Here is a 20,159-nt window from a genome sequence, read left to right as displayed (position 1 = left end):
CACTCCACGCGAGTGTTTATTAGCAGAATTATCAAAGTTATCGTTGGCTGCTAAATAGAGAATAAAATTGAATAACACATGAATTTCAATAAGTGGCTAACTTGCACTTGAAATTTGGGCTTCTTTTAAAAATTATTGTTAAAGCATCACTGATTAAAGCACAAAGAAAGCAAGCGATGGTTGCGATAAGTACTTTTTTATCGGCAGAAAGGTCACTTAATTTAAAGAACAAATACAGAATCAAGGATATCCCCGTCAAAATTCCGCCAAATAAACGATTGGAAAACTGCCAGATTCGTTTGCCATATTTCAAAAAAGCAAGACCGCGAAAACCGATCCCGCCAGTATAGCCTGCGCACTAACAAGCAGGACGACCAAGCCTAAAGCAGCTAATAATAAAAGAACCGTCTCTACCTCTGTTTTTTCAATGATTCCCACGATCATTCGCTTTCCCCCTTGATGTTGTTCTTAAAACAAATTATAAACTGCTTTAGCCACGAAGAACAGGTGATTCCTGTTAGTAAACAGCAAAAAAGCGATTGAAACCCTTCGATCACAATCGCTTTTTGCTTAATTTAATAATGGTTGCATTTTCTTGCCACAATATTGACTCGTTAGTTTCAGCAACGGACCAATTAACAGTACACCAATAATCGGTCCAATCATAAACTTTCCGCCTAAAACCATGCCGGTGATAAAGCAGATCAAATCAAGACCCATGCGTACTTTTGCCAAGTCGATCGTGAGATGTTTGCTTAGTGCAAAGCTCAACGCGATATACCCTTCCTTGCCGGCATTTGTGGCGGCGGCAATTCCTGAACCAATTCCAATAAAGGAAATTCCCAGTACGACTAACAGTAATTTAATCACTACATCGCTTTGAATTGTCAGATACTTGATCAGCAAATCGGTGAAAATACTTGTAGCGATTGGGTTCAAAATTGTCGCTAATCCTAGTTCTTTTTTATCGATCCAAGCGACTAGCAGTAAGCAGGTACAGGTGACTAATAATGAAGCCTGACCCACCGTGATCGGCAAATGTTTAGCCAAGCCTTCCCATAAAACACCCAATGCATCCGCACCTAGCCCCGTGACTACACACAGACCTACGCCAATCCCAACTAAAGAGGAACCTAAAACAGAGATCACATTTCGTAAGAGCATCTTCATCAATCCAATTTCGTGCCGTTTGACGCGATTACCTCTTTATACCAATAGAAAGAGTCTTTTCTGATACGTTTGCATTCCTTCACATCATCATCTGTCCGATCAACGTAGATCAAACCATAACGTTTTTTGTAGCCATTGCTGGTAGACAGCAGATCGATCGCAGACCAAGGCATGTAGCCAACGACTTCCACCCCAAGATCCATCGCGCGTTTCGTTGCTTGGATATGTTCACGTAAATAGTCGATCCGGTAATCGTCATGAACTTTGCCATCTGGTGTCAGTTCATCATACGCGCCTAAGCCATTTTCCGTGATCATAAACGGCACGCGATAACGAGTATATAAGTCACGATAGACGTATTCCAAACCGATCGGATCAATTGCCCAATCCCAATCCGTCGTACGCAACTCAGGGTTCGAGCACATTTGATAGAAGCCTGGATGAGTCTCAAAGCCAGACATATCGCCTTTTTTACCAGATAAGTTATAGCCAGACCAACGACGCTCTTCTCCTTCAGGACAGGCGTGCGCGCATTGGCTATCGTAATAATTGATCGCGAAGAAATCAGACAGGTTTTCTGCAAAGAACTGCTCGTCGCCTTCTTTCATCTCCGGAGCCAGACCAGCTTGCTTCAAATAAGTCAGCGCTGCAACATTGTAGTATCCGCGGAAATAAACATCCAAGTAATACGCATTGCGGAGATCGTTCGCATTTAACGCGGCTAACTGATCCTCTGGTTTACAGGTACGTGCATACACTGGCGCATAGCCTAATGCCGGACCGGCTTTTGCACCTACTTCATGAGCCAGCTTCACGGCCACGGCCTGCGCCAAGTTCATGTGGTGGTTGATTTGATACCGGAGTTGATTGTTGTGTTGATATTCTGGTAATACGTAGCATTTCTGCGTCCAGTATTGCACGATAATACTTTGTTCATTGATCGTGATCCAATACTTGATGTCATCCTTGAATTCATTGATGACATACTTCGCGAAGACTTCAAAATCCTTTACCACTTCGCGAGACAGCCAACCGCCGTATTTTTCAACTAAAGGCCATGGCAGGTCATAATGATACAACGTCGGAATTGGTTCAATGTCATTGTCCTTCAATTCTTTGATTAAATCGCGGTAGAATTGGATACCCGCTTCATTGACCACATCGTCGCCATTCGGGAAAATCCGTGACCAAGCAATCGAGAAGCGATAGCTGGTAAAGCCCATTTCTTTAAATAGAGCAATGTCCTCTTTGTATTTGTGGTAATGATCGCTGGCCACACTGGCATCGGCAAAGCCGAATTTTTCGTGACGTTCGCTGTTAATAATGTCTTGTTGGGATAGTCCTTTCCCATCCTCTTGTGCCGCACCCTCTACTTGGTACGCGCTGGTTGCTGCTCCCCATAGGAAGTCTTTTGGAAATTCGTTATTCATATCTTTGCTCCTCGTTCTTAATAATGGATTAATTTTTCTGATGAAAAATTAGTTCGATGATCACTACGTATACGATTCCACTAACCTGCTAAAGCAGGAAGAGGAACTCGCATCCTCATCTTTTTATTTAAAACTGAAGGATGAGTCAATAACGGACTGCTTCAGGTTTTACATAGTCTATTCTTTCTGGTCGACAAAGCTGGTGTCGCCGATCTTCTTGATCGTGTATTCTCCATCTTTATAGGTCAATGTTGTTACACTGCAATTGGCGATTTTTTCACCTTGATATTTTCCTGGTGCAACGCTTTCTAGTAAAATCGGAATAATCCCGCCAGATGAAACGATTAAGACATTACCGCCTTTTTTCGCAGCTTTTTTCATTACCTGCGGCATCGCTTTTTCTACTCGTTGCTTCATTTGATCGTAGGTTTCAGCCGTCTTTGTCGGATCAACTTCTGCTACCTTATTGGCTAGTTCTTCTTCGGTCAGCTGCTCCTTTAAGAAATCCCATAGTTCATCGCTGCCTTCTGGATAGTCCAAATTCAACGCTTTGGCAACAGCCAGATTCATGTCATCGTTGGATTGACCTTCAAAGCCCCCAAAGTTTTTCTCACGAAAGCCTTTATTTTCGATAATCTGCGGGACCTTCTTTTCATTCTGATCTAAAATTAACTGAGCAGTCTTTCTTTGACGACCTAAGTCACTAGAATAAGCGGCTGTGAACTTGACATCCTTCAGGCCTTCACCGACTAATTTTGCTTGTGCTTCGCCTTCTTCAGTCAGTAAACTATCGCAAAAGCCTTGAACTTGGTTTTGTGTATTGAACCAGGTTTTTCCATGTCTGACTAGATAAATGGTTGTTTCTTTTGACTGCTTACTTTCCTTGGCAGCTGCTTCCTTCACCCCGCCAAACGCTCCGAAAGTTGCCAGTAAAATACTCAACACGGACACTATCCCTACTAGTTTTTTCTTCATTTAATGCACTCCTATTTTTTCATCGCTAATTCAAACAAATCGACTAAATCTCTGGTCATATTGACTTCACTGGTAATCGTCATCAAATGATCCTGTGCGTGGGTAAACAGCAGACATGGCTGGTAGCTCTTTCCTGCAGCTTCGTTTTGGATGACCGCAGTCTGTGAGTGATGCGCCAACACAATATTGTCTTTCGCTTCCTGCAACGCTTCTTTTGCTGCTTCAAAATTTAATTCCTTTGCAAATTTGATCGCTTCCTGTGCCTTGGTGCGCCCATTGCCCGCATGGATAATAATCTGCATCGCCACTGGAATCAATTCATTTTCTTCTTCAACTAATTCTGTTTCTTCCATCATCTTTTTCACCTCATCCATTTATACTGCTTCTACTGGAGCCGTTAGTTCCGCACCGGCTTTTTCTTCTTTGACTTCTTCGGCTAAAACTTCTTTTTCATAGACTTTGAAGAATGGGTACCAAGTCAGCAGATACATCGCGAATAATAGGACGTACCATAAGATTGCGCGGAAATCCTGTAAAATCATCACGCTGGAAATCGGTGCGGGAATCTGTGCTACCTGCATCAGTTCCTGTGGAATGTTCAATAAGCCACCCCGCATCGCAAACCAAACCACGATACTTCCAGTGATGGAATTGATCCACATCGGCATCATCAAAATCGGATTCATGACCACCGGTGTACTGAAAACGATCGGTTCATTGATATTAAAAAGTGATGGTCCGATACAAATACGACCCAAAGTTTTTAGCTTCTTCGCTTTTGAGAAACACATCAATAAGTTCAACGTCAGAGTTGCCCCTGTTCCGCCCATCATAATCAATCCCAAACTATAAACGGTTTCATTTGTGACGATATTCGTCCCAATATCCCCGTTTTTCAGTGCCAAGGCATTCGCTGCAATCCCGGCAATAAAGATCGGATTTTGAATGGCCGACCAGAGCCAAGTCGAGATACCCATTGAATAAAAGAAGGCTGGGATCAACACAAGTAGGATCAAACCAGGCAATGATTGACCAAAGCTTTGGATTGGTTCAAACAGGTTGATAATCACTTCGAAAACATCGATCTTTAAGGCAAAGATCAAGGTAGACCACAAAGCCAAGCTTAAGAAAATCGGAATAATATTATTGATCCATTCAACGACAAAATCCGGTAATTCTGAATTACGCAATAAATGCAGTTTGCTGAAGTAATGGAAGATCACACTTACGATTGCGCCAACGATAACCCCGATCAAAATTCCTGTCGGTCCGACACGTCCCATGTCATAGACGCCTTCTTCTGCACCGACTGGCTGTAAAGTCATCATCAGGATACAAACTGAAACGATCCCTGCTGTGATGGCGTAATTTTGGTGTTTAAACTTTTCCATATATTGGTTGGCAACCATGAAGGCTGCGATCAGCCCGATCATGCCAAAGGAATAATTAGAAATATTGCCCAAATCTGGCAGCTGCGGAATATATGAGCGAAATACATTATAGAAAAAGACGATCGATCCGGTCATGATAAACGGGATCAGTTTCTGCATGGCACTAGACAATCCAGCAACAGATGGTCGCTGCGTTAGATTTTTTGCTTTTGGAGCAAACGAATTCGCCAGCCAATCCATAAATTTTTTCATTTTGCTTGTTCCTCCTCGTTTATTTATTTTTCTAATTTGTTAAGGGCAAAGTCCAATAATCCTTCACCATCCAACATGCCATAAATATCTTGTGGGATGACATCAACAACGACATTATACGGTGCCGCTTGTTCAGCCATCTCCGCTTTGAATGACGCGTAATGCGGACCTAAAAGTAAAATATCGATTGAATCTAAATAAGACGCCACTTCACTTTCACTTCTTGCTTCAATTGATCCAGAAATTTTGCGTTTTTTCGCAGCCTTTCGTGTTTTTTGGGCTAAGAAACCACTGGACATCCCAGCTCCACAACAAAGTAAAATATTTACTGTTTCCATGATCATTTCCTCCTAAAATTTGTTTGTCATCCTTGCGCTGTTCTCTTTACACCTTTATTATCACGATTTTACAATCTGCCCTCAACCAGACTCTTGCACGCTGGTCGTGCAACTCTCTATTTTTTCTCAAACCATTTCACGCTATAATGAAACAAAGCACTGATGAGGAGACGAGGAAATGAAAGAAAAGCAAGAACAATTATTGAGATTATTGCTGCAGCAAGACAGTCCTATCTCTTCCCGAATTTTGTCTGAAAAGATGAATGTTTCGGTGCGAACGGTAAAAAATTACATTTACGAGTTGAATAAGCTGGGATCTGCCCCGGTGATCACTTCATCAAATGCAGGCTATACTATCCTGCCTGATGAGGCGACAAAGTTGTTGGATGAACCGCAAAATGCAAGCGATTTACCCCAAACTTTTAAAGAACGCTCCTTCTTCATTATTAAACGAATTTTGATGGAACATCAGCAGCTGAATATTTTTGATTTATCTGATGAACTATTCGTTAGCTACTCTACCTTAAAATCCGATCTTGCGAGAATGAACAAAGCGTATGAAAAATATCATATAAAATTCGTCCTTAAACAGGATGAGATTCAGATTGTCGGCGAGGAAAAAGAAAAGCGTCGCTTGATCTCTTATATTATTTTTGAAGAGGTGCCTCATAAATTTATTGATAAGCAAATTTTGGAAGCTACTTTTGAGAAGGAGGACATTGAGAAGCTATCCAGCATCATCCATGCCATCATGCACGACTCGAACTATCATCTGAATGACTTTTCGTTCGTTAATTTGATGCTGCATTTATTGATCCTGTTGGATTCTGTCCGTAATGATAAATCGTTGGTCACCCGTAATTGGTTCAGCTCCTGGCTTAGAGAGGACAAAGCGAAATTAGTTACGAAAATGATTGGGTTGATTGAAGAGGAATTTAATCTGACGTTAAATAGTTTGGAAAGAGAAGAAATCCACATGATCTTTCAGGCGAATGCCAATTACATCCCTTCTAATAACTTGAAGGAATTAGAGCAGATCGTGGGCAGTGATATTTCTCAGATAGTAGATGAGGTGTTAGAAGATGTCCGGCAAACCTTCGGGATTAATTTGATGAGTGAAAGCTTTCTTGTCCCTTTTTCGCTGCATGTCAGCGGTCTGTTTTCTCGTGCTAAACAAGAGACCTCGCTGAAAAATCCAATGCTGGAATCATTGAAAAAAAGCTTCCCGATCGTGTATGATATTGCAGTTTATCTCTCCTTACGCCTAAGCGCACTCTTTGATACCTCTGTCAGTGAAGATGAGACTGCCTATATTGCCTTGCATATTGGTTCTGAATTAGAAGGCCAGAAACGGAACCTCTCTAAAATTCGAACAGTTCTCCTTTGTCCTAAATACATGAATCTAGATGAGCAGCTTTATGAAAAACTGAATCAACATTTTGGTAATGAGCTGATTATTCAAACCGTCGTTTCAAAATTTTCCGAAGTAGCTGGGCTGGATTTTGAGTTGTTGATTACCACCCTGCCCGTTCCGGAATCAAATGATCATCTGGTAATTGAGGTTTCACCGATCTTCACAGAAGAGCAGCGAGTAGCCTTGATCGCCGAACTAGGAAATATTCGTTTGGATCGGAAAAAAAGTATCCTGCGCAAAAATTTTGATGATTATTTTAATGAGAATTTTTTTACTAGTCAGCTAAAAGGAGAAACAGAAGACGAAGCAATTAGTGAAATGTGTCTTAGCCTAGAACAAGAAGGGATGGTTCCAACAGAATTCACTGCACACGTATTGGAAAGAGAGCACGCTTCTTCAACTGCGTTTGAATCGATCGCTATTCCTCATTCTGTCTATATGGATGCCCATCAAACTATTATCAGCGTTGCTATATCAGAAAAAGGAATTACGTGGGGAGAGAAGAAGGTTCATGTCATCTTATTAGCAGCGATCAATGACGTCGATCGCCGCAGATTTACTGATATTTATGAAGCACTGATCTCGTTATTCGAAACAACTGAAAGCTATCAGGAAATTAAAAAAATCAAAACCTTTTCAGAATTTCGCACCTTCATCTACGTCAGGATCAAACGAAATTATTAGTGAAAAAGAGCAATCAAATCCATCGATTTGATTGCTCTTCATTCATTATCCAGTTATTCAGTCTCATACTCTAGTTCAGATACTGCTGATTCTTCCTTGCTGAGGCGTCTGATACCAATCGTATAAAGAATTCCCGTCAACAGCGCTGCGCTTGCATCAGCAAAAGGTGCCGCATGCAGTAATCCATCCATTCCCCAGGTGTTTGAAAAAAGTAAAATTGCTGGAATTAATAAAATGATTTGACGAGTCAATGTTAAGAAAATAGCCGATCGGGTTCTTCCTGTGGCCTGAAAGAAATTCGAAGCGACAATTTGGAAGCCGATAACTGGCAAACACAAGAACCATGTTTGCAAAGCCTTCGTCCCAAACGTCAATAGTTCCGGTTCATTATTGAATAGCCGCACCAGCTGTTCTGGCATGATTCTCGTGGCTAACCAGCCAATACACACGATCGTCGTAGCGACTGTAATCGCATATTTTTGAGCCTCTTTTACCCGACCAAATTTTTTGGCCCCATAATTGAAACTAACAATCGGCTGCGCACCTTGAATAAGTCCCGTAATCGGCATCAATAGAATCGTTTGAATACTGTTGACGATTCCCATTCCAGATACCGCAATATCTCCCCCGTAGGTCAATAGCGACATGTTCAAAACAACGTTCAAAATACTATTTCCCAACTGCAACAGAAAACTAGGCATTCCCAAAGTAGTGATGCGAACAGCGACACGCCCTTTGATTCGCATATTCTTAAGCCGAATCTGATGATGGCTGCGTTTACTAAGCAGATAACTTAAAATCCAAACCATCGAAATAAACTGCGATAAGATCGTAGCTAAGGCTGCGCCTGCCATCCCCATATCAAAAACATAGATAAAGACTGGATCAAGGATGATATTGACGCCTGCGCCCATAAACATTGTGATCATGGCTAACTTAGGTTGTCCATCCGCCCGTAAAAAGTTATTCATACCAATACTAACAATCTGAAAAACGGCACCTGAAAAAATGATCCGCATATAGCTGATGGCATAAGGCAGAACGCTATCACTAGCGCCAAAAGTCGCCAACATTGGAGATAAAAACAGATGCCCCATCAGCATAAATAGGAGCCCGCTGATAATCAATAAAGAAAAAGCATTTCCCATCGCACCTTCAGCTTCCTCTGTTTTTCCAGCGCCCAGCTTCATAGAAAAAAGCGTCGCACCCCCGACACCAAATAAAATACCAATTGATAATAAAATAATCATAATCGGAAATCCGATTGTGATCCCCGCCAAACCATTTGCTCCCAAGCCTGGTGCGTGACCGATATAGATCCGGTCCACCACGTTATACAACGCATTGACCACCATTCCAATGATTGCTGGAATGGAAAATTGCATCAATAACTTGGGGATTTTTTCTGTCCCTAACGGATTTGCTGCTTCCATTTAATTCCCTCCCTTTAAATCATGCTGCTCAGTTTTCTCGACCATCTCCTCTAGTAATTCGAAAAGCAGCTTACGTTTGTCTTCGTCCATGCCTTCCAGCATGATCTGATTCCAGCCGGCAAATCTTTCGACCATCGCTTCTCGCATATCCAGACCCTTTTGTGTCAAAGAAATTTTATTGCAGCGTTTGTCCTTTTCATCCTTTTCCTTTGTAACTAGATCCTTTTCAATCAACGATTGCACCGTTCGAGCCGTCAGCGCCTTATCAACTTGCAAATACGTGCTGATTTCCTCCTGTGTCACCGCGTTATGCCGATAGAGATACATCAGAATCGGCTGCTCTGCTGTAGTAATGTTCAACGGCTTCATTGCCGCATTTAAATAAATTTGATTCTTTCGATACAAAATCGAAATCAAACGTCCGACACTTCGTTTCATAATTTCCTCCGTATCTCGTAAAAAAATAATAGTTGACTACTCAACTAATTTACCAAGAATTAGTTGAGTAGTCAACTATTATTCGAAAATTTTAAGTGAATACAAAAAAAGTGGTCTTTCTCGCTTGGTTGTCAGTACCTCGCAGCTAATTCGTATTAATGGACTAACTTTTTCAAAAAGCGAAAAAGTTAATCTTATTCTCACTGCGCATACGATTTGGCTAAACTACTTGTTCAGTTTTTGATAAAAAAACACATCTTCATCTCAAACTTTATAAACTGCGAAAAGCCAAACTCACAGCTAGCTCAGCTGAGGGGAATGCATTTTTCGAAAAGCGCGAAAAATGGATTTTATTTTCGTACGCATACGATTTGGCTAAACCTTTTGTTCAATTTTTGATAAAAAACGACATCTTCATCTCAAACTTTATAAACTGGGAAAAGCCAAACTCGCAGCTAGTTCATATTAAATGGATTAACTTTTTCAAAAAGCGAAAAAGTTAATCTTATTCTCACTGCGCATACGATTTGGCTAAACTACTTGTTCAGTTTTTGATAAAAAAACACATCTTCATCTCAAACTTTATATACTGCGAAAAGCCAAACTCGCAAAAAAGCGATCAAAACCTTCTGGTCTTAATCGCTTTGAATAGATTCTTTATGCGCGCTCAGTGTTTGAGCCTGTTGGTGTCTCATCGCCTGTTGATTTCGCTAAGCCTTTGATTGATCCGCGAATGATCATGGAAGCCGCAAAACCGACCAATGCTAAAACTGCAAATATCCGTAAAACGTTTGTATAGGAATGGAACATTTCAGTAACCTTGCCTAAAAAGATTGGACCGAACATTCCTGCCGCTGCCCACGCAGTTAAGATATACCCGTGAATCGCACCGACTTCCTTTGAGCCGAAGACATCTCCAATGTACGCCGGTACAATCGAGAAGCCTGCGCCGTAGCAAGTCATCAGCAGACAAATCAATGCGGCAAACAACAATGGTGAGCTTACCACTGATAAACTCAACAAGACAACAATGTCGATCACGAAAAGAATCGTGAAGACATTCTTACGTCCCAAGACATCTGAGATCAAGGCCCAAACCAACCGTCCACAGCCATTGAAGACACCCATCACACCGACCATCGTAGCCGCCATGCCAGCAGTCATTCCGGTGATTTCTTGAGCCATTGGTGAAGCTTCTGAAACAAGCGAGATTCCGCAAGTAATATTTAAAAATAGCATAAACCATAATAACCAAAATGTTTTTGTTTTAATCGCTTGATTGGCAGTCAATTGCACGCCACGATATTGAATTTTCACTTCTTCTTTTGGATTCGGAGCTTCAAAGCCTTCTGGCGTCCAGCCAACTGGCGGTTTTTCCAAATACCGTGAAGCAGTGAACATCACTAAGAAATACGCGATCCCTAAAATATAGAAGGTCGTAGAAACACCGACACGCACCATCAGTTGTTGGGCGATCGGTCCAGTGATCATAGAAGCAAAACCAAATCCCATGATGGCAAGTCCAGTAGCCAAGCCCTTTCTATCTGGGAACCACCGGATCATGGTTGATACTGGGGTGACATACCCAGCTCCTAAACCGATCCCGCCGATAATCCCATAAGTCAGATACAACATTGGTAGCGAATGACTAGAAACCGCAAAGCCTGTCGAAATGATTCCTAAACCGAATAAAATCGAGGCCACCGTCCCTGTCTTTCTTGGGCCAAATTTTTCTACAAATTTTCCCATAAATGCCGCTGATGTTCCTAAACAGAAAATCGCTAAACTAAATGCAAAAGAGATCGATGATTTATCCCATCCAGTCATCTCTTTAATTGGTTCCTTGAATACGCTCCACGCGTACGCCGAACCGATAGATAGATGAATCGCAACACCTGATAAAGCGATCAGCCATCTATTTTTTTCCCTGCGCATCTTTTTCCCTCCTATTTTTCACTGATTTGTGTGTTTGAGTGTGACAAAAAATAGATAACAAGTGTTATCTTTTTTTGTTTGAAAAATCTTTATTTTTAGCACCCAATAAACACGAGTATACGCTCTCATTTCGTTAAATTCAACTAAAATTTTGATATAATCAGATAATTGAGGTTCTGTTAAATAAAAGAATTTTATTTGGCTGCTATATCTATTGAACGCCTATTTCCACTCTGATTTGAACAAATCAATCTAAAAGAACACCTATCTGTATTAAGATAAGTGTTACCCTGTCAACAAAGCTATTTTCTTTTAAAACACGATTACTTAATCTCTTCCCCCATGTCCTCTTCAATAATTTTGATTCTTTCCTCAAAACTAAGAATTTGATGGATTTGATGAAGCATCCACATATAACCAAAAGGATCAACGAAGATTGCGTTTTGCACCGCACCTTTCATCATACTGGTGATTCCTTGAACTTCGGTACACCCATTTTCCATAGCCGCAACATACGTCTTTTCAATGTCTTCGACGGAAATATTGAACCAGATAGTGTTTGGTTTGTCAGGAGTCGGAGCAACAAGTCCGTATTCCGGATTTTCGTCTAACATATGGAAACGTGTGTCGTAGAGTGTAAAAACAGCTTCATTGCTGCCTTCTGGATAATTGGTCGCTTCTACAACCTCAATTTCGAATATTTTTTTATATAGCTCTAATGCTTTTAAACTATTTTTTACGACAAAATCAATTTCTGTTCCTTTAATCATTTTGTTACCCTCCTTGATCTCTTTTCTTCCTTACTTAAACCTTAAAAAAGACTATCAAACAAAGTTCGCCTGATAGCCACTCCATTCAGAATGAATCCCTTTATTCAATCTTACTGCTTCTTTTGAACCGGTGCATAAAATGAGACGTTACCTACACCTGTATACTCTTCTAAATTAAAGTTTCCAGCGATTTGAAAATCTTCACTCTGCGCCAGTTCACCATAGCTGCGGCCGATCAGTTGATCCAACTCTACTTGGTCTGTATAGCTTAGATCAAAACGGGCATACGTTCCCGCAGGCAATTCAAACTCTGACGGACGAGTCTCCGTGGTTTCCGTATTTCCAATCAAATAGCATTGTTCGCCATCGATAACGGCGTTCACAGCTAGCAGATCCCCTTCAACCTTTGAAGCATACTCTTCTTTTGAACGCATCTTTTGTTTACTCATTTCTGCCAAGCCATCCGCAGAATTCGGCGCTCAAGGTCGTGATCCAACCGTGAACAGTCACGGCTTCTCTCTCAACAGTCTTAAACATGACTAGATTCCTTCTCTCTTTGAAGTTTTTAGCTATTTTTCGTAAAGGAAAAACAGGGATTCATTCGTTACACGCTAAATATATAGTCCTAACCTAGCCAATGCAATAAAGATGCCTATAGAGACAGCCACGGTTTGTTTAAAAATGAATATAGCCCAGCGCAGCAAGGAGAAAGATCGCCGTGCATACAAATATGAGAAACAACGTAACCAGTAAGAAAATACTAACCGCGTTTTTAACCGAAGGATTCATTTCATCCTTCAGGTTTTTAAAGTGGATCACACATACCCAACCCATAGCGCTCGTTAACAACAGCTGAATCGGAATGATTCCAGCCAGACTCCCGCCTTTGATCGCGGCTACAAATCCAACAAATGAAAAAAGCAGTAGCGCACCTGCACAAATTACAGAAAATAAACCCACTTGAAACGACTGCAGCAACTTTGCCTCTTTCTTTATCTTAGCCATATACTTCACATCCCCTTTCATCAAATAATCAAGAGAAACTTCATAATAATCACTGATGGCGACCAGCGTCGGAATGTCGGGATAATTTTTCTCATTCTCCCAATTCGAAATCGTTTGGCGTGTCACGTGAAAAATTTTTGCCGCCTCTTGCTGTGTAAGTCCCCGCTCTTTTCTTTGTGCTTTTAAAATCTCAGCGATCATGATGATTTCTCCTTCCTAACTTGATGATAGGATCTCTAACTAAATTATACTAGAAAGCCCCGCTTACTTATTCTTTTTCTGACGCAAGCGCTGTTTGACGTTACCAATTTTTGCAACAAACTTCTCTTTTCCTGCAACAAACGAAAAAAAGATTCTTTCTGCTGACAATCCTTGCTATGCTTAAGTCACAGAAGGAGGAAACATATGAACATCAACTTTACCTGGGTGAAAGAAAAAGCATTAAACGAAATTGATATTTTTGCAAATCCTAAAAATAGAACCAAGCTTGAACGTCTTGAAAAACTGCTGCAACAAGAACAGGAAATTGTGGCAATTGATCCCAAAAATAACCGTTCAATCAAATTACCGCTAGACCAAATAGTCTCTTTTGAAACCATGGGGCATTTAGTCAACGTTCATTTAATCAATCAGCAGAACTATCTCATGCAAAAACGACTTAAGGAATTGGTTACTTTAGAGAGTCAAAATTTTTATCGCATCAATAATTCGCAGATTTTAAATCTAAACTGTGTTCAATCCTTCCAATTAGGAGAGCACGCGCGTTTAGAAGTTCACACCAAAGCAGATTCTACTTATATTGTCAGTCGGCATTATGCCAAGAAAATCAAGGAGGAACTATCATGTTCAAACAATTAAAAAATAATTTCTTTCAAGCAGGCTTCGGATCATTTATTTGGATCACTATTCTTTGCTCACTCACGGATTTCTCTTCACAAATTCCTTTTCATTATATCTGGAATCTCGTTGGAATCAGCGTTCTAATCGGTCTTTTATTCGGGATCGTCTATCCTTTTCTATGGAACTATTCGACCTTTAAAGCCTCAATAAATATTGTTAGCTGTACTGTGTTAAATACGCTTTGCGCTTATACGGGCGTATATCTTTATTCGACTCAGATGTTCGACCTGATCCGACCATTCTTTATCGCCGTATTGCTGCTTACATTGATTCTGCATATCATCACCTTTTATTTCTATTCAAAACACGATAATAAAAAAATGGCCGCAGCATTAAACAATCTGAATGATTAAAAAAATCCCTGACTTTGTTTTCAAGTCAGGGATTTTTGCCATACTTTTAAAATGTTACAATCTTATCCGCCCACTCCACCATTTCAACACAATCAAACATTGTTGAAATTGGACAGGAGGTCTGATCTTCTAATTGACGGGATTTGAGGCAGGTGCCGCAAGCCAATAATTCGCCGCCTTGCTCTTCCAGCTTCTGCATTTCCGCTGGAACATTGTATTGTTCGTCCTCAATACTTTCAACTTCCACGGCTTCCCCCATCAGGAAAAATTTTACTTGATGCTCTTTCTTCAAAGCCGCTACACCAAATCGAAAAGCGTTCCAAGCCTTCTCATGCTCTTTGGTTTCCAAAATAATCGCTAATTTCATTTCATCCGCTCCTTTGGTTTTATAGTTTATACAGTGGGTATTTCTACTACAATCACCTTAAAGTATAGCCTTAAAAAAAATTGAAAACAATCCGCTTTTCTATATAAAAACAAAAGGTACCAGCACACGCTGATACCTTCATCCTTTTAACTTATGAATAATTAATCTAAGATTTTCGTTACATCTTCTTGCATCTTTCCTTGCGCAAGGATATTTACTCGAGTTTGTAACTCTTCATACATGGAAACAACTGACTGACGAGATTCGTCGACTTCTTCAGAAATTTCTTTGGCTTGTTCATTGATCATCGCCAATTCCTTCTTCGCTTCTTCCATGATTCGATACGCTTCCATCTTGGATTTTTCTACCATACGTTTAGCTTGCTTTTGGGCTGAGATCAACACTTCACCGATTTCCTGCTGTGCCGAAACTGCTTCTTGCTTTAATTGTTCATTTTCTGCACGAAGCTCGGCTACTTTTTCCCTTAATTCCATAAGTTCTTTTTCTTGAGCCTCTTTCGCTTCTTGCTCCTCCGCCATTTGATCCATCGCTTGATCTTTCTCAACAATTACCTTGTCTAATTGAGAGTATTCTTCATCTTTCTCATTGATCTCTGCAATCAGTTCATCGATTTGACCTTCCAATTGATGAATTTTTTCTAGTCGTTGGATTTCTTCATCTTTTTGCTGAGCAACTAATGCTTGGTGTTCTTCGTGAATTTCCTCCAACTCCTGTTCTACAGTAGCTAAATGGGCTACCGAATCCTTCAATTTTTCATTTTCTGCTAAAGCCTGTTCCAATTGTTGTCTCAATTGATCCAATTCTTGCGTCTCTTTTAGACGTTGAACTTCTTGACGTGCCCGTTGAACCTCTGCTTCTAAATCTTGAATCTGACGACGATTTTGGGCTTTTTCTTCCCCCATTCTCAAAACAGACTGACGATAATTTTCATTTTCTTTCGTTAGCTGCTGAGTTTGTGCCGACATTTCCTTTTTGTATTTCTGTAAAACTTGTTCCTTTTCAAAAATCAAACGTTTTAATTCTTTGATTTCTTCCGCTTGTTTTTCTGGGGTCTCCGGAATGGTGTTATCAGAAACCATTTTCAAAGCAGGAGCAGGCTTCGCCTGTGTTTGTGTTTGTGCTTGCGCTACTGGTTGGACTTGCTCTTCATTTTCAACTCTCTCTTCTGGAACAGAATTGATCTCATCGATAATGTTCTTATTGAAAAACCATCCGCTTTTCTTTTGTTGTGCTACCATTTTTTTCCCTTCTTTCGTTAGTCTTCTTCTTGAATCATTACAAATTTATCTTCTCCATTCTCACGAGAGAAAGTACAGCTATAATCTTGTTTCTGCTTCTCCCCATCCCTTACATTTAGCTGGAAGGTGATCTGTGTCAGATTGGATACCCCCTCTGCTTCAGCAGCAAAGTCTGTGATATTGTCTTTGATTTGTTGGCGATTGTCTCCACTGGTCAAATCCCCAGCCAAGGCAATGTTCAACGTTTGAGTCGGTATATCTAAGACGATCAAGGTCGTCGGTAAACCAAAGTAAGGACTGAGTTTGCTGGAAAGATCACTTTCCATTGCGTATTGATTTTCACGACTATCATCGGAAAATAATTCGTCCCACGCATATTCCTGCAAGCCGATCCCCTCTTGTGGGTACTCTTTGACAGGCAGCTTATTGACTAGTTTCTTTTGTTCCTTTTTCATTACTTGGACATCATCTTTCAGTGTATTGTTCTGCTCATTCATCGCATACAGCTGATCTTGTACCTGAAACAGGCTGTATGTGCTTAAAAGCATTCCCACTGCAAGACAGAAGGTTACGAATAGTAGCGCTGATACATGCTTTGATTGTTGAATTTGTTTGACATAATCCAACTTCCGTTGAAAAGTCGCCGATGCATCTCTTGGTGGCTTAATCATCTGCAATCGAACATTGATAACCATTCGATATAACCACACTAGGAGCACTAAAATGATGAGCCCTACACAAATCCAGTTAATGATTATCACGTGTTTTCCCCTTTTCTTTTAGTTTTCCAATTTAGCGAGATGAATCGCCGGAAAACGAAATTGGACAGTTCCTTCGATTGACTTTCGATGGACAAAACCAAACGATCGGCTGTCTTTAGAAACGTCTACATGATCGCCAATAACGAAGTAAACATCTTCTGGAATTTTGTTTAACGTTTGAAATTCATCCGCTACAGTTGGTGACAACTGATACGTATTCGTCGTTTCAAAATCACCTTGTTCTCCGAGATCTAAAACCATTCGGCCATTTCGGACAAACATACTGTCACCTGGTAAACCAATCACCCGTTTGACAAACATCCCCTCTTCCTTATCAACTGAGAAAGCAATAATATCGTAACGTTGAACTTGCGCAGTTTTTTTAACAAGAACTTGATCCTTTTCCGTCAACGTCGGAATCATCGAAGTACCTGAAATCGTGTGGACACTATAGTGTTTTTGTAATTGTCCTCTCATAACAAGCAGCATCGTTACAGATAGAATGATAAGAAGGCCAGCAGTTAATAGTAAGGCCCTCCTGTCATTCGACGGATCCTCTGCATGCCCGTGTCGCTTATTTGCCATGAGTGATGGCACCCCTTTATTTTGCTTTAATATAAGTAACCAAATCTGATTTCGCTAAGTTTGAATCAATAACTCGATATGAAATCACCGTACCTCCATAAACATTGCCTTCTGAGATCAAAATTCCCTCTGGTCGAACCACTTCAACAAAAGCAACATGTCCATAACGCGGGTCTGAGCCAGCTGTGCCTGGTGTAAAGGAAATCAACCAGCCAGCTTTTGGTTCGCGGCTGACTTCATAGCCTAATGCTTTTCCTTTAGTTCCCCATTCACCGCCATTACCCATAAAGTCATCGACGCTCTTGCCTAATTGTTTCACGCGGTTAAAGGCGTACCAGGTACATTGCCCGACTGGATACGAACCGGAGGTATTGTAATTGACCCCGTTATAATCCGGGTAGCGCATCATCGTTCGGTATTCTTCAGGGATCTCATCTTTTCCTTTAATGAAAATTCCTGAAGACTGATCAACTTTGACACGATCATATTGTGTCAGGTTGTAGACAGCAATAATCGAATTTAGCTTTCTATTATAAGAAGTATCCGTAGCGTACTTTCCAGTTAAGGCTTGTGTCGATCGTAAATAATTCTTTGCGGTAGAGCGCCACGTATCTTTATAATATCCGTCATTACCAGAGATTCCGCCGCGTAATAATTGAACATAATCTCCTAATGAAGCGGCATAATTAGGATATTTTCGAAAGGCCGAATTAATCGAGTACAGTTCACCATTTCCCCGGTCCTCTTGAGTCGCCATCGAAACGGCCTGACCTTGATAGGTTCCCTTTACACCAAATAGATTGTGATTGGGCGGCAATGACAAACTGCTTGTTCCAGAACCACTTTCCAATAAAGCCTGTGCGATCATCACTGATGCAAAGACGTCATATTCTTGTCCCAGCTTACGTGCATCCTCCGCGATGGTTGAAATAAAATTCTTCGCTCCTTCATTTTCAGTAAAATTAATAGAAGCAGGATATTCAGCCAAGATTGTTTGTCCATATTCAGTCAATTCAACAGTTGGCAAAGCTTGAACTAACAAGTCTTCATCAATACTCATTGGCTGAAGAACGACCTGTCGCTGTTTTTCCTTTTTATCTGACTCTTCATTCTCAGCCTTTTCTGTATCAAGCTCTGTAACTCCATCCGTCGCAGTTTCCGTTGATTCATCAGAAGCATCGATTTCAACATCTTCAACTGTCAGATAATAATCTTTTCCAATATAGACACCAACTAATTCAGGCTGGTCTTTTTTCTTTTGATAGAGTAGACTGCCGACACTGACTTCTTCGCTGGCCTGTTCAGGATTTCCAGCAATCTCAATCGCAAACAAATCGCTATAAAGCTTAGCTGCTAATTGTTCCACGTTGAAATCCTGTTCCTGTTCCGTTCCAAGCTTTTTAATGCCATCATAAATCAAAGCGGCATGCGCTTTATTTTCAAAGCTAGACAGCAAGGGTAGTTCATAGCCTTTTAGATCAGATTGAGCAACTTCAGATGTTTTCAAATCACTTGGAAGCTGCAAAGCACTCGTCTCTGAAAAAGCATCTGGTGTCTGTTGAATAGCAGCAGCATTTGTTTGGACCTTAGGCTCACTTGGAGCCGGAGGCGTCGGTGCTGGACTTGGAACTGGTCCCGGCGTAGACGGTGTACTAGGCTGCGGCTGTTCCTGACCAGAACTTGACGTGGTCGTTGAAGAACTGCTGCTTGTTCCTGTCGAATTCCCAGTAGTTGAACTAGTCGATCCACCTGGTATACTACTGCTGGAAGTCGATGACTCGCTTGGCGTAGTCGTCGAACTGGACGTAGTATCTGTTTGGCTCGTCGAACTCTGACTTGTCGAGCTCTCACTTGATGTACTGCTGCTCGTTGAGCTTTCGCTGGTAGAACTATCGCTCTTCGGTGGTTCAACTGCGCTGCTTTGTGTCGGTGTTTCTGGTATGGTATCTGTCGGCGCACTTTCTGTCGGCTGTTGTTCCACAGGCGTCTCTGGTACAACAGAGGATTCCGATGCTGGTTCAGCCGGCGCCGGTGTTTCCGTAATTGGCTCCGGCGCTTCTGTCACAGGCTCTGGTTCTGCAGGTGCCGGCGCAACAGTTGAACTTTCAGGAACTGTCGTCTCTACGACAGAGGATTCTTGAAGTAAATTATCCGCTTTTAGTGCCCCGCTTCGCAGGCTAGCAACTCCCCAACAAACTACTGCTACCCCACAAATTACCATAACAATCTTTTTCATGAACATTTCCCCTTCTTTCTATCTCAAATCAAGCTAAGTATTTAATAAAATACTAGGGGCAACCAATGAATGGAAAAAAATCAAGGATGCTGAAAAAAATCCGCATCCTTGATTCATTCTTCGATAATGATGCATCCACTTCAATTTTCCAATGAATGCTAATCATCTGCCGCCGCTCATCGCTAAGATTTTAGTAGCATCTTGATAAGTCACACTATTCACTGACGCGCGGCATTTTGCTTCTCCTCATAAAAGAAGAGAGGCTAATCAACATGATCCATGATTGAGTACTTATCAACCTTCAGCATGCTGTCAGTAATAAAATTACAATGACCGGATCTCTATATGTATTTTTTATTTTTTGTTATGAACTTTTATGATCGTTATTGTTCGCTAGAAAATTGCTCTAAACCCCTTACACTAACACCATAAAAAAGAGAAGTCACCCTCATTAAACGCACCA

21 protein-coding genes are annotated in these 20,159 nt (G+C 41.0%); 3 read left to right on the top strand and 18 right to left on the bottom strand.

The features are described 5' to 3' along the window. Nucleotides 1-309: 309 nt before the first annotated feature. From KQI58_RS23025 to KQI58_RS12565, 7 genes are all read right to left on the bottom strand, one after another. The gene (locus tag KQI58_RS23025; RefSeq protein ID WP_301282202.1) at nt 310-444 is read right to left on the bottom strand and encodes a hypothetical protein; all 135 of its coding nucleotides are present in this window, start codon (nt 442-444) and stop codon (nt 310-312) included. 126 nt (nt 445-570) lie between these two features. Next, nucleotides 571-1,170 (bottom strand): YitT family protein, encoded by a 600-nt coding sequence (locus KQI58_RS12590; protein WP_216409439.1) that lies wholly within the window; start codon nt 1,168-1,170, stop codon nt 571-573. Further along, nucleotides 1,170-2,600, bottom strand: a complete 1,431-nt coding sequence (locus KQI58_RS12585) for a glycoside hydrolase family 1 protein (RefSeq protein WP_216409438.1) — start codon at nt 2,598-2,600, stop codon at nt 1,170-1,172. Before KQI58_RS12585 ends, KQI58_RS12590 begins: the two co-directional genes overlap by 1 nt. A 177-nt stretch (nt 2,601-2,777) precedes the next feature. Further along, nucleotides 2,778-3,575 carry a histidine phosphatase family protein gene (locus tag KQI58_RS12580; RefSeq protein ID WP_216409437.1) on the bottom strand — a complete coding sequence of 266 codons (798 nt, stop codon included), beginning with the start codon at nt 3,573-3,575 and terminating at the stop codon, nt 2,778-2,780. Nucleotides 3,576-3,586: 11 nt separating this feature from the next. Next, nucleotides 3,587-3,931: a PTS lactose/cellobiose transporter subunit IIA gene (locus KQI58_RS12575; RefSeq protein WP_216409441.1), complete on the bottom strand. Its 345-nt coding sequence runs from the start codon at nt 3,929-3,931 to the stop codon at nt 3,587-3,589. Nucleotides 3,932-3,949: 18 nt separating this feature from the next. Continuing rightward, complete coding sequence (locus KQI58_RS12570; RefSeq protein ID WP_216409436.1) at nt 3,950-5,218, bottom strand: PTS sugar transporter subunit IIC; 1,269 nt, start codon at nt 5,216-5,218, stop codon at nt 3,950-3,952. Nucleotides 5,219-5,241: 23 nt separating this feature from the next. Next, entirely contained in the window at nt 5,242-5,556 is a 315-nt protein-coding gene (locus KQI58_RS12565; RefSeq protein WP_216409435.1) for a PTS sugar transporter subunit IIB, read from the bottom strand. A 178-nt stretch (nt 5,557-5,734) separates the two neighbouring features. Here KQI58_RS12565 and KQI58_RS12560 point away from each other — a divergent pair, with 178 nt between their 5' ends. Next, nucleotides 5,735-7,654 carry a BglG family transcription antiterminator gene (locus KQI58_RS12560; protein ID WP_216409434.1) on the top strand — a complete coding sequence of 640 codons (1,920 nt, stop codon included), beginning with the start codon at nt 5,735-5,737 and terminating at the stop codon, nt 7,652-7,654. A gap of 53 nt (nt 7,655-7,707) precedes the next feature. Here the strand turns inward: KQI58_RS12560 and KQI58_RS12555 are convergent, their stop codons facing one another. The 6 genes from KQI58_RS12555 to KQI58_RS12530 all read right to left on the bottom strand — a co-directional run bounded on the left by KQI58_RS12555 (nt 7,708) and on the right by KQI58_RS12530 (nt 13,436). Further along, on the bottom strand, nt 7,708-9,087 hold the full coding sequence (locus tag KQI58_RS12555) for an MATE family efflux transporter (protein WP_216409433.1): 1,380 nt from the start codon (nt 9,085-9,087) through the stop codon (nt 7,708-7,710). Beyond that, the gene (locus KQI58_RS12550; protein ID WP_216409432.1) at nt 9,088-9,525 is read right to left on the bottom strand and encodes a MarR family winged helix-turn-helix transcriptional regulator; all 438 of its coding nucleotides are present in this window, start codon (nt 9,523-9,525) and stop codon (nt 9,088-9,090) included. It abuts the gene before it with no gap. A gap of 657 nt (nt 9,526-10,182) precedes the next feature. Then, a complete protein-coding gene (locus tag KQI58_RS12545; RefSeq protein WP_216409431.1) occupies nt 10,183-11,460 on the bottom strand; it encodes an L-lactate MFS transporter in 1,278 nt (425 codons plus the stop codon). A 323-nt stretch (nt 11,461-11,783) separates the two neighbouring features. After that, nucleotides 11,784-12,230, bottom strand: a complete 447-nt coding sequence (locus KQI58_RS12540) for a VOC family protein (RefSeq protein ID WP_216409430.1) — start codon at nt 12,228-12,230, stop codon at nt 11,784-11,786. Between the two features lie 110 nt (nt 12,231-12,340). Beyond that, nucleotides 12,341-12,679, bottom strand: coding sequence for an effector binding domain-containing protein (locus KQI58_RS12535; RefSeq protein ID WP_253295934.1), 339 nt, complete (start codon nt 12,677-12,679; stop codon nt 12,341-12,343). 226 nt (nt 12,680-12,905) lie between these two features. Next, nucleotides 12,906-13,436 (bottom strand): helix-turn-helix domain-containing protein, encoded by a 531-nt coding sequence (locus KQI58_RS12530; RefSeq protein WP_216409429.1) that lies wholly within the window; start codon nt 13,434-13,436, stop codon nt 12,906-12,908. A gap of 204 nt (nt 13,437-13,640) precedes the next feature. On the opposite strand from KQI58_RS12530, the gene KQI58_RS12525 reads away from it, so the two are divergent. Both KQI58_RS12525 and KQI58_RS12520 read left to right on the top strand, forming a co-directional pair. Further along, nucleotides 13,641-14,093, top strand: a complete 453-nt coding sequence (locus KQI58_RS12525) for a LytTR family DNA-binding domain-containing protein (protein WP_216409428.1) — start codon at nt 13,641-13,643, stop codon at nt 14,091-14,093. After that, on the top strand, nt 14,078-14,488 hold the full coding sequence (locus tag KQI58_RS12520; RefSeq protein WP_216409427.1) for a hypothetical protein: 411 nt from the start codon (nt 14,078-14,080) through the stop codon (nt 14,486-14,488). Before KQI58_RS12525 ends, KQI58_RS12520 begins: the two co-directional genes overlap by 16 nt. 46 nt (nt 14,489-14,534) lie before the next feature. Here the strand turns inward: KQI58_RS12520 and KQI58_RS12515 are convergent, their stop codons facing one another. The 5 genes from KQI58_RS12515 to KQI58_RS12495 form a co-directional block, all read right to left on the bottom strand. Beyond that, the gene (locus KQI58_RS12515; protein WP_216409426.1) at nt 14,535-14,855 is read right to left on the bottom strand and encodes a DsrE/DsrF/TusD sulfur relay family protein; all 321 of its coding nucleotides are present in this window, start codon (nt 14,853-14,855) and stop codon (nt 14,535-14,537) included. A gap of 161 nt (nt 14,856-15,016) precedes the next feature. Further along, entirely contained in the window at nt 15,017-16,114 is a 1,098-nt protein-coding gene (locus tag KQI58_RS12510; RefSeq protein ID WP_216409425.1) for a hypothetical protein, read from the bottom strand. Between the two features lie 17 nt (nt 16,115-16,131). Continuing rightward, complete coding sequence (locus KQI58_RS12505; protein ID WP_216409424.1) at nt 16,132-16,875, bottom strand: hypothetical protein; 744 nt, start codon at nt 16,873-16,875, stop codon at nt 16,132-16,134. An 18-nt stretch (nt 16,876-16,893) separates the two neighbouring features. Continuing rightward, a complete protein-coding gene (gene lepB / locus KQI58_RS12500) occupies nt 16,894-17,460 on the bottom strand; it encodes a signal peptidase I (protein WP_216409423.1) in 567 nt (188 codons plus the stop codon). A gap of 16 nt (nt 17,461-17,476) precedes the next feature. Further along, complete coding sequence (locus tag KQI58_RS12495) at nt 17,477-19,696, bottom strand: glucosaminidase domain-containing protein (protein WP_216409422.1); 2,220 nt, start codon at nt 19,694-19,696, stop codon at nt 17,477-17,479. Nucleotides 19,697-20,159: the final 463 nt, after the last annotated feature.

The sequence above is a fragment of the Enterococcus raffinosus genome (genome assembly GCF_018917525.1).
Lineage (GTDB): Bacteria > Bacillota > Bacilli > Lactobacillales > Enterococcaceae > Enterococcus_A > Enterococcus_A raffinosus_A.
Note: the sequence above shows the minus strand (reverse complement) of the source record. Positions and strands in the feature narration are given on the sequence as shown.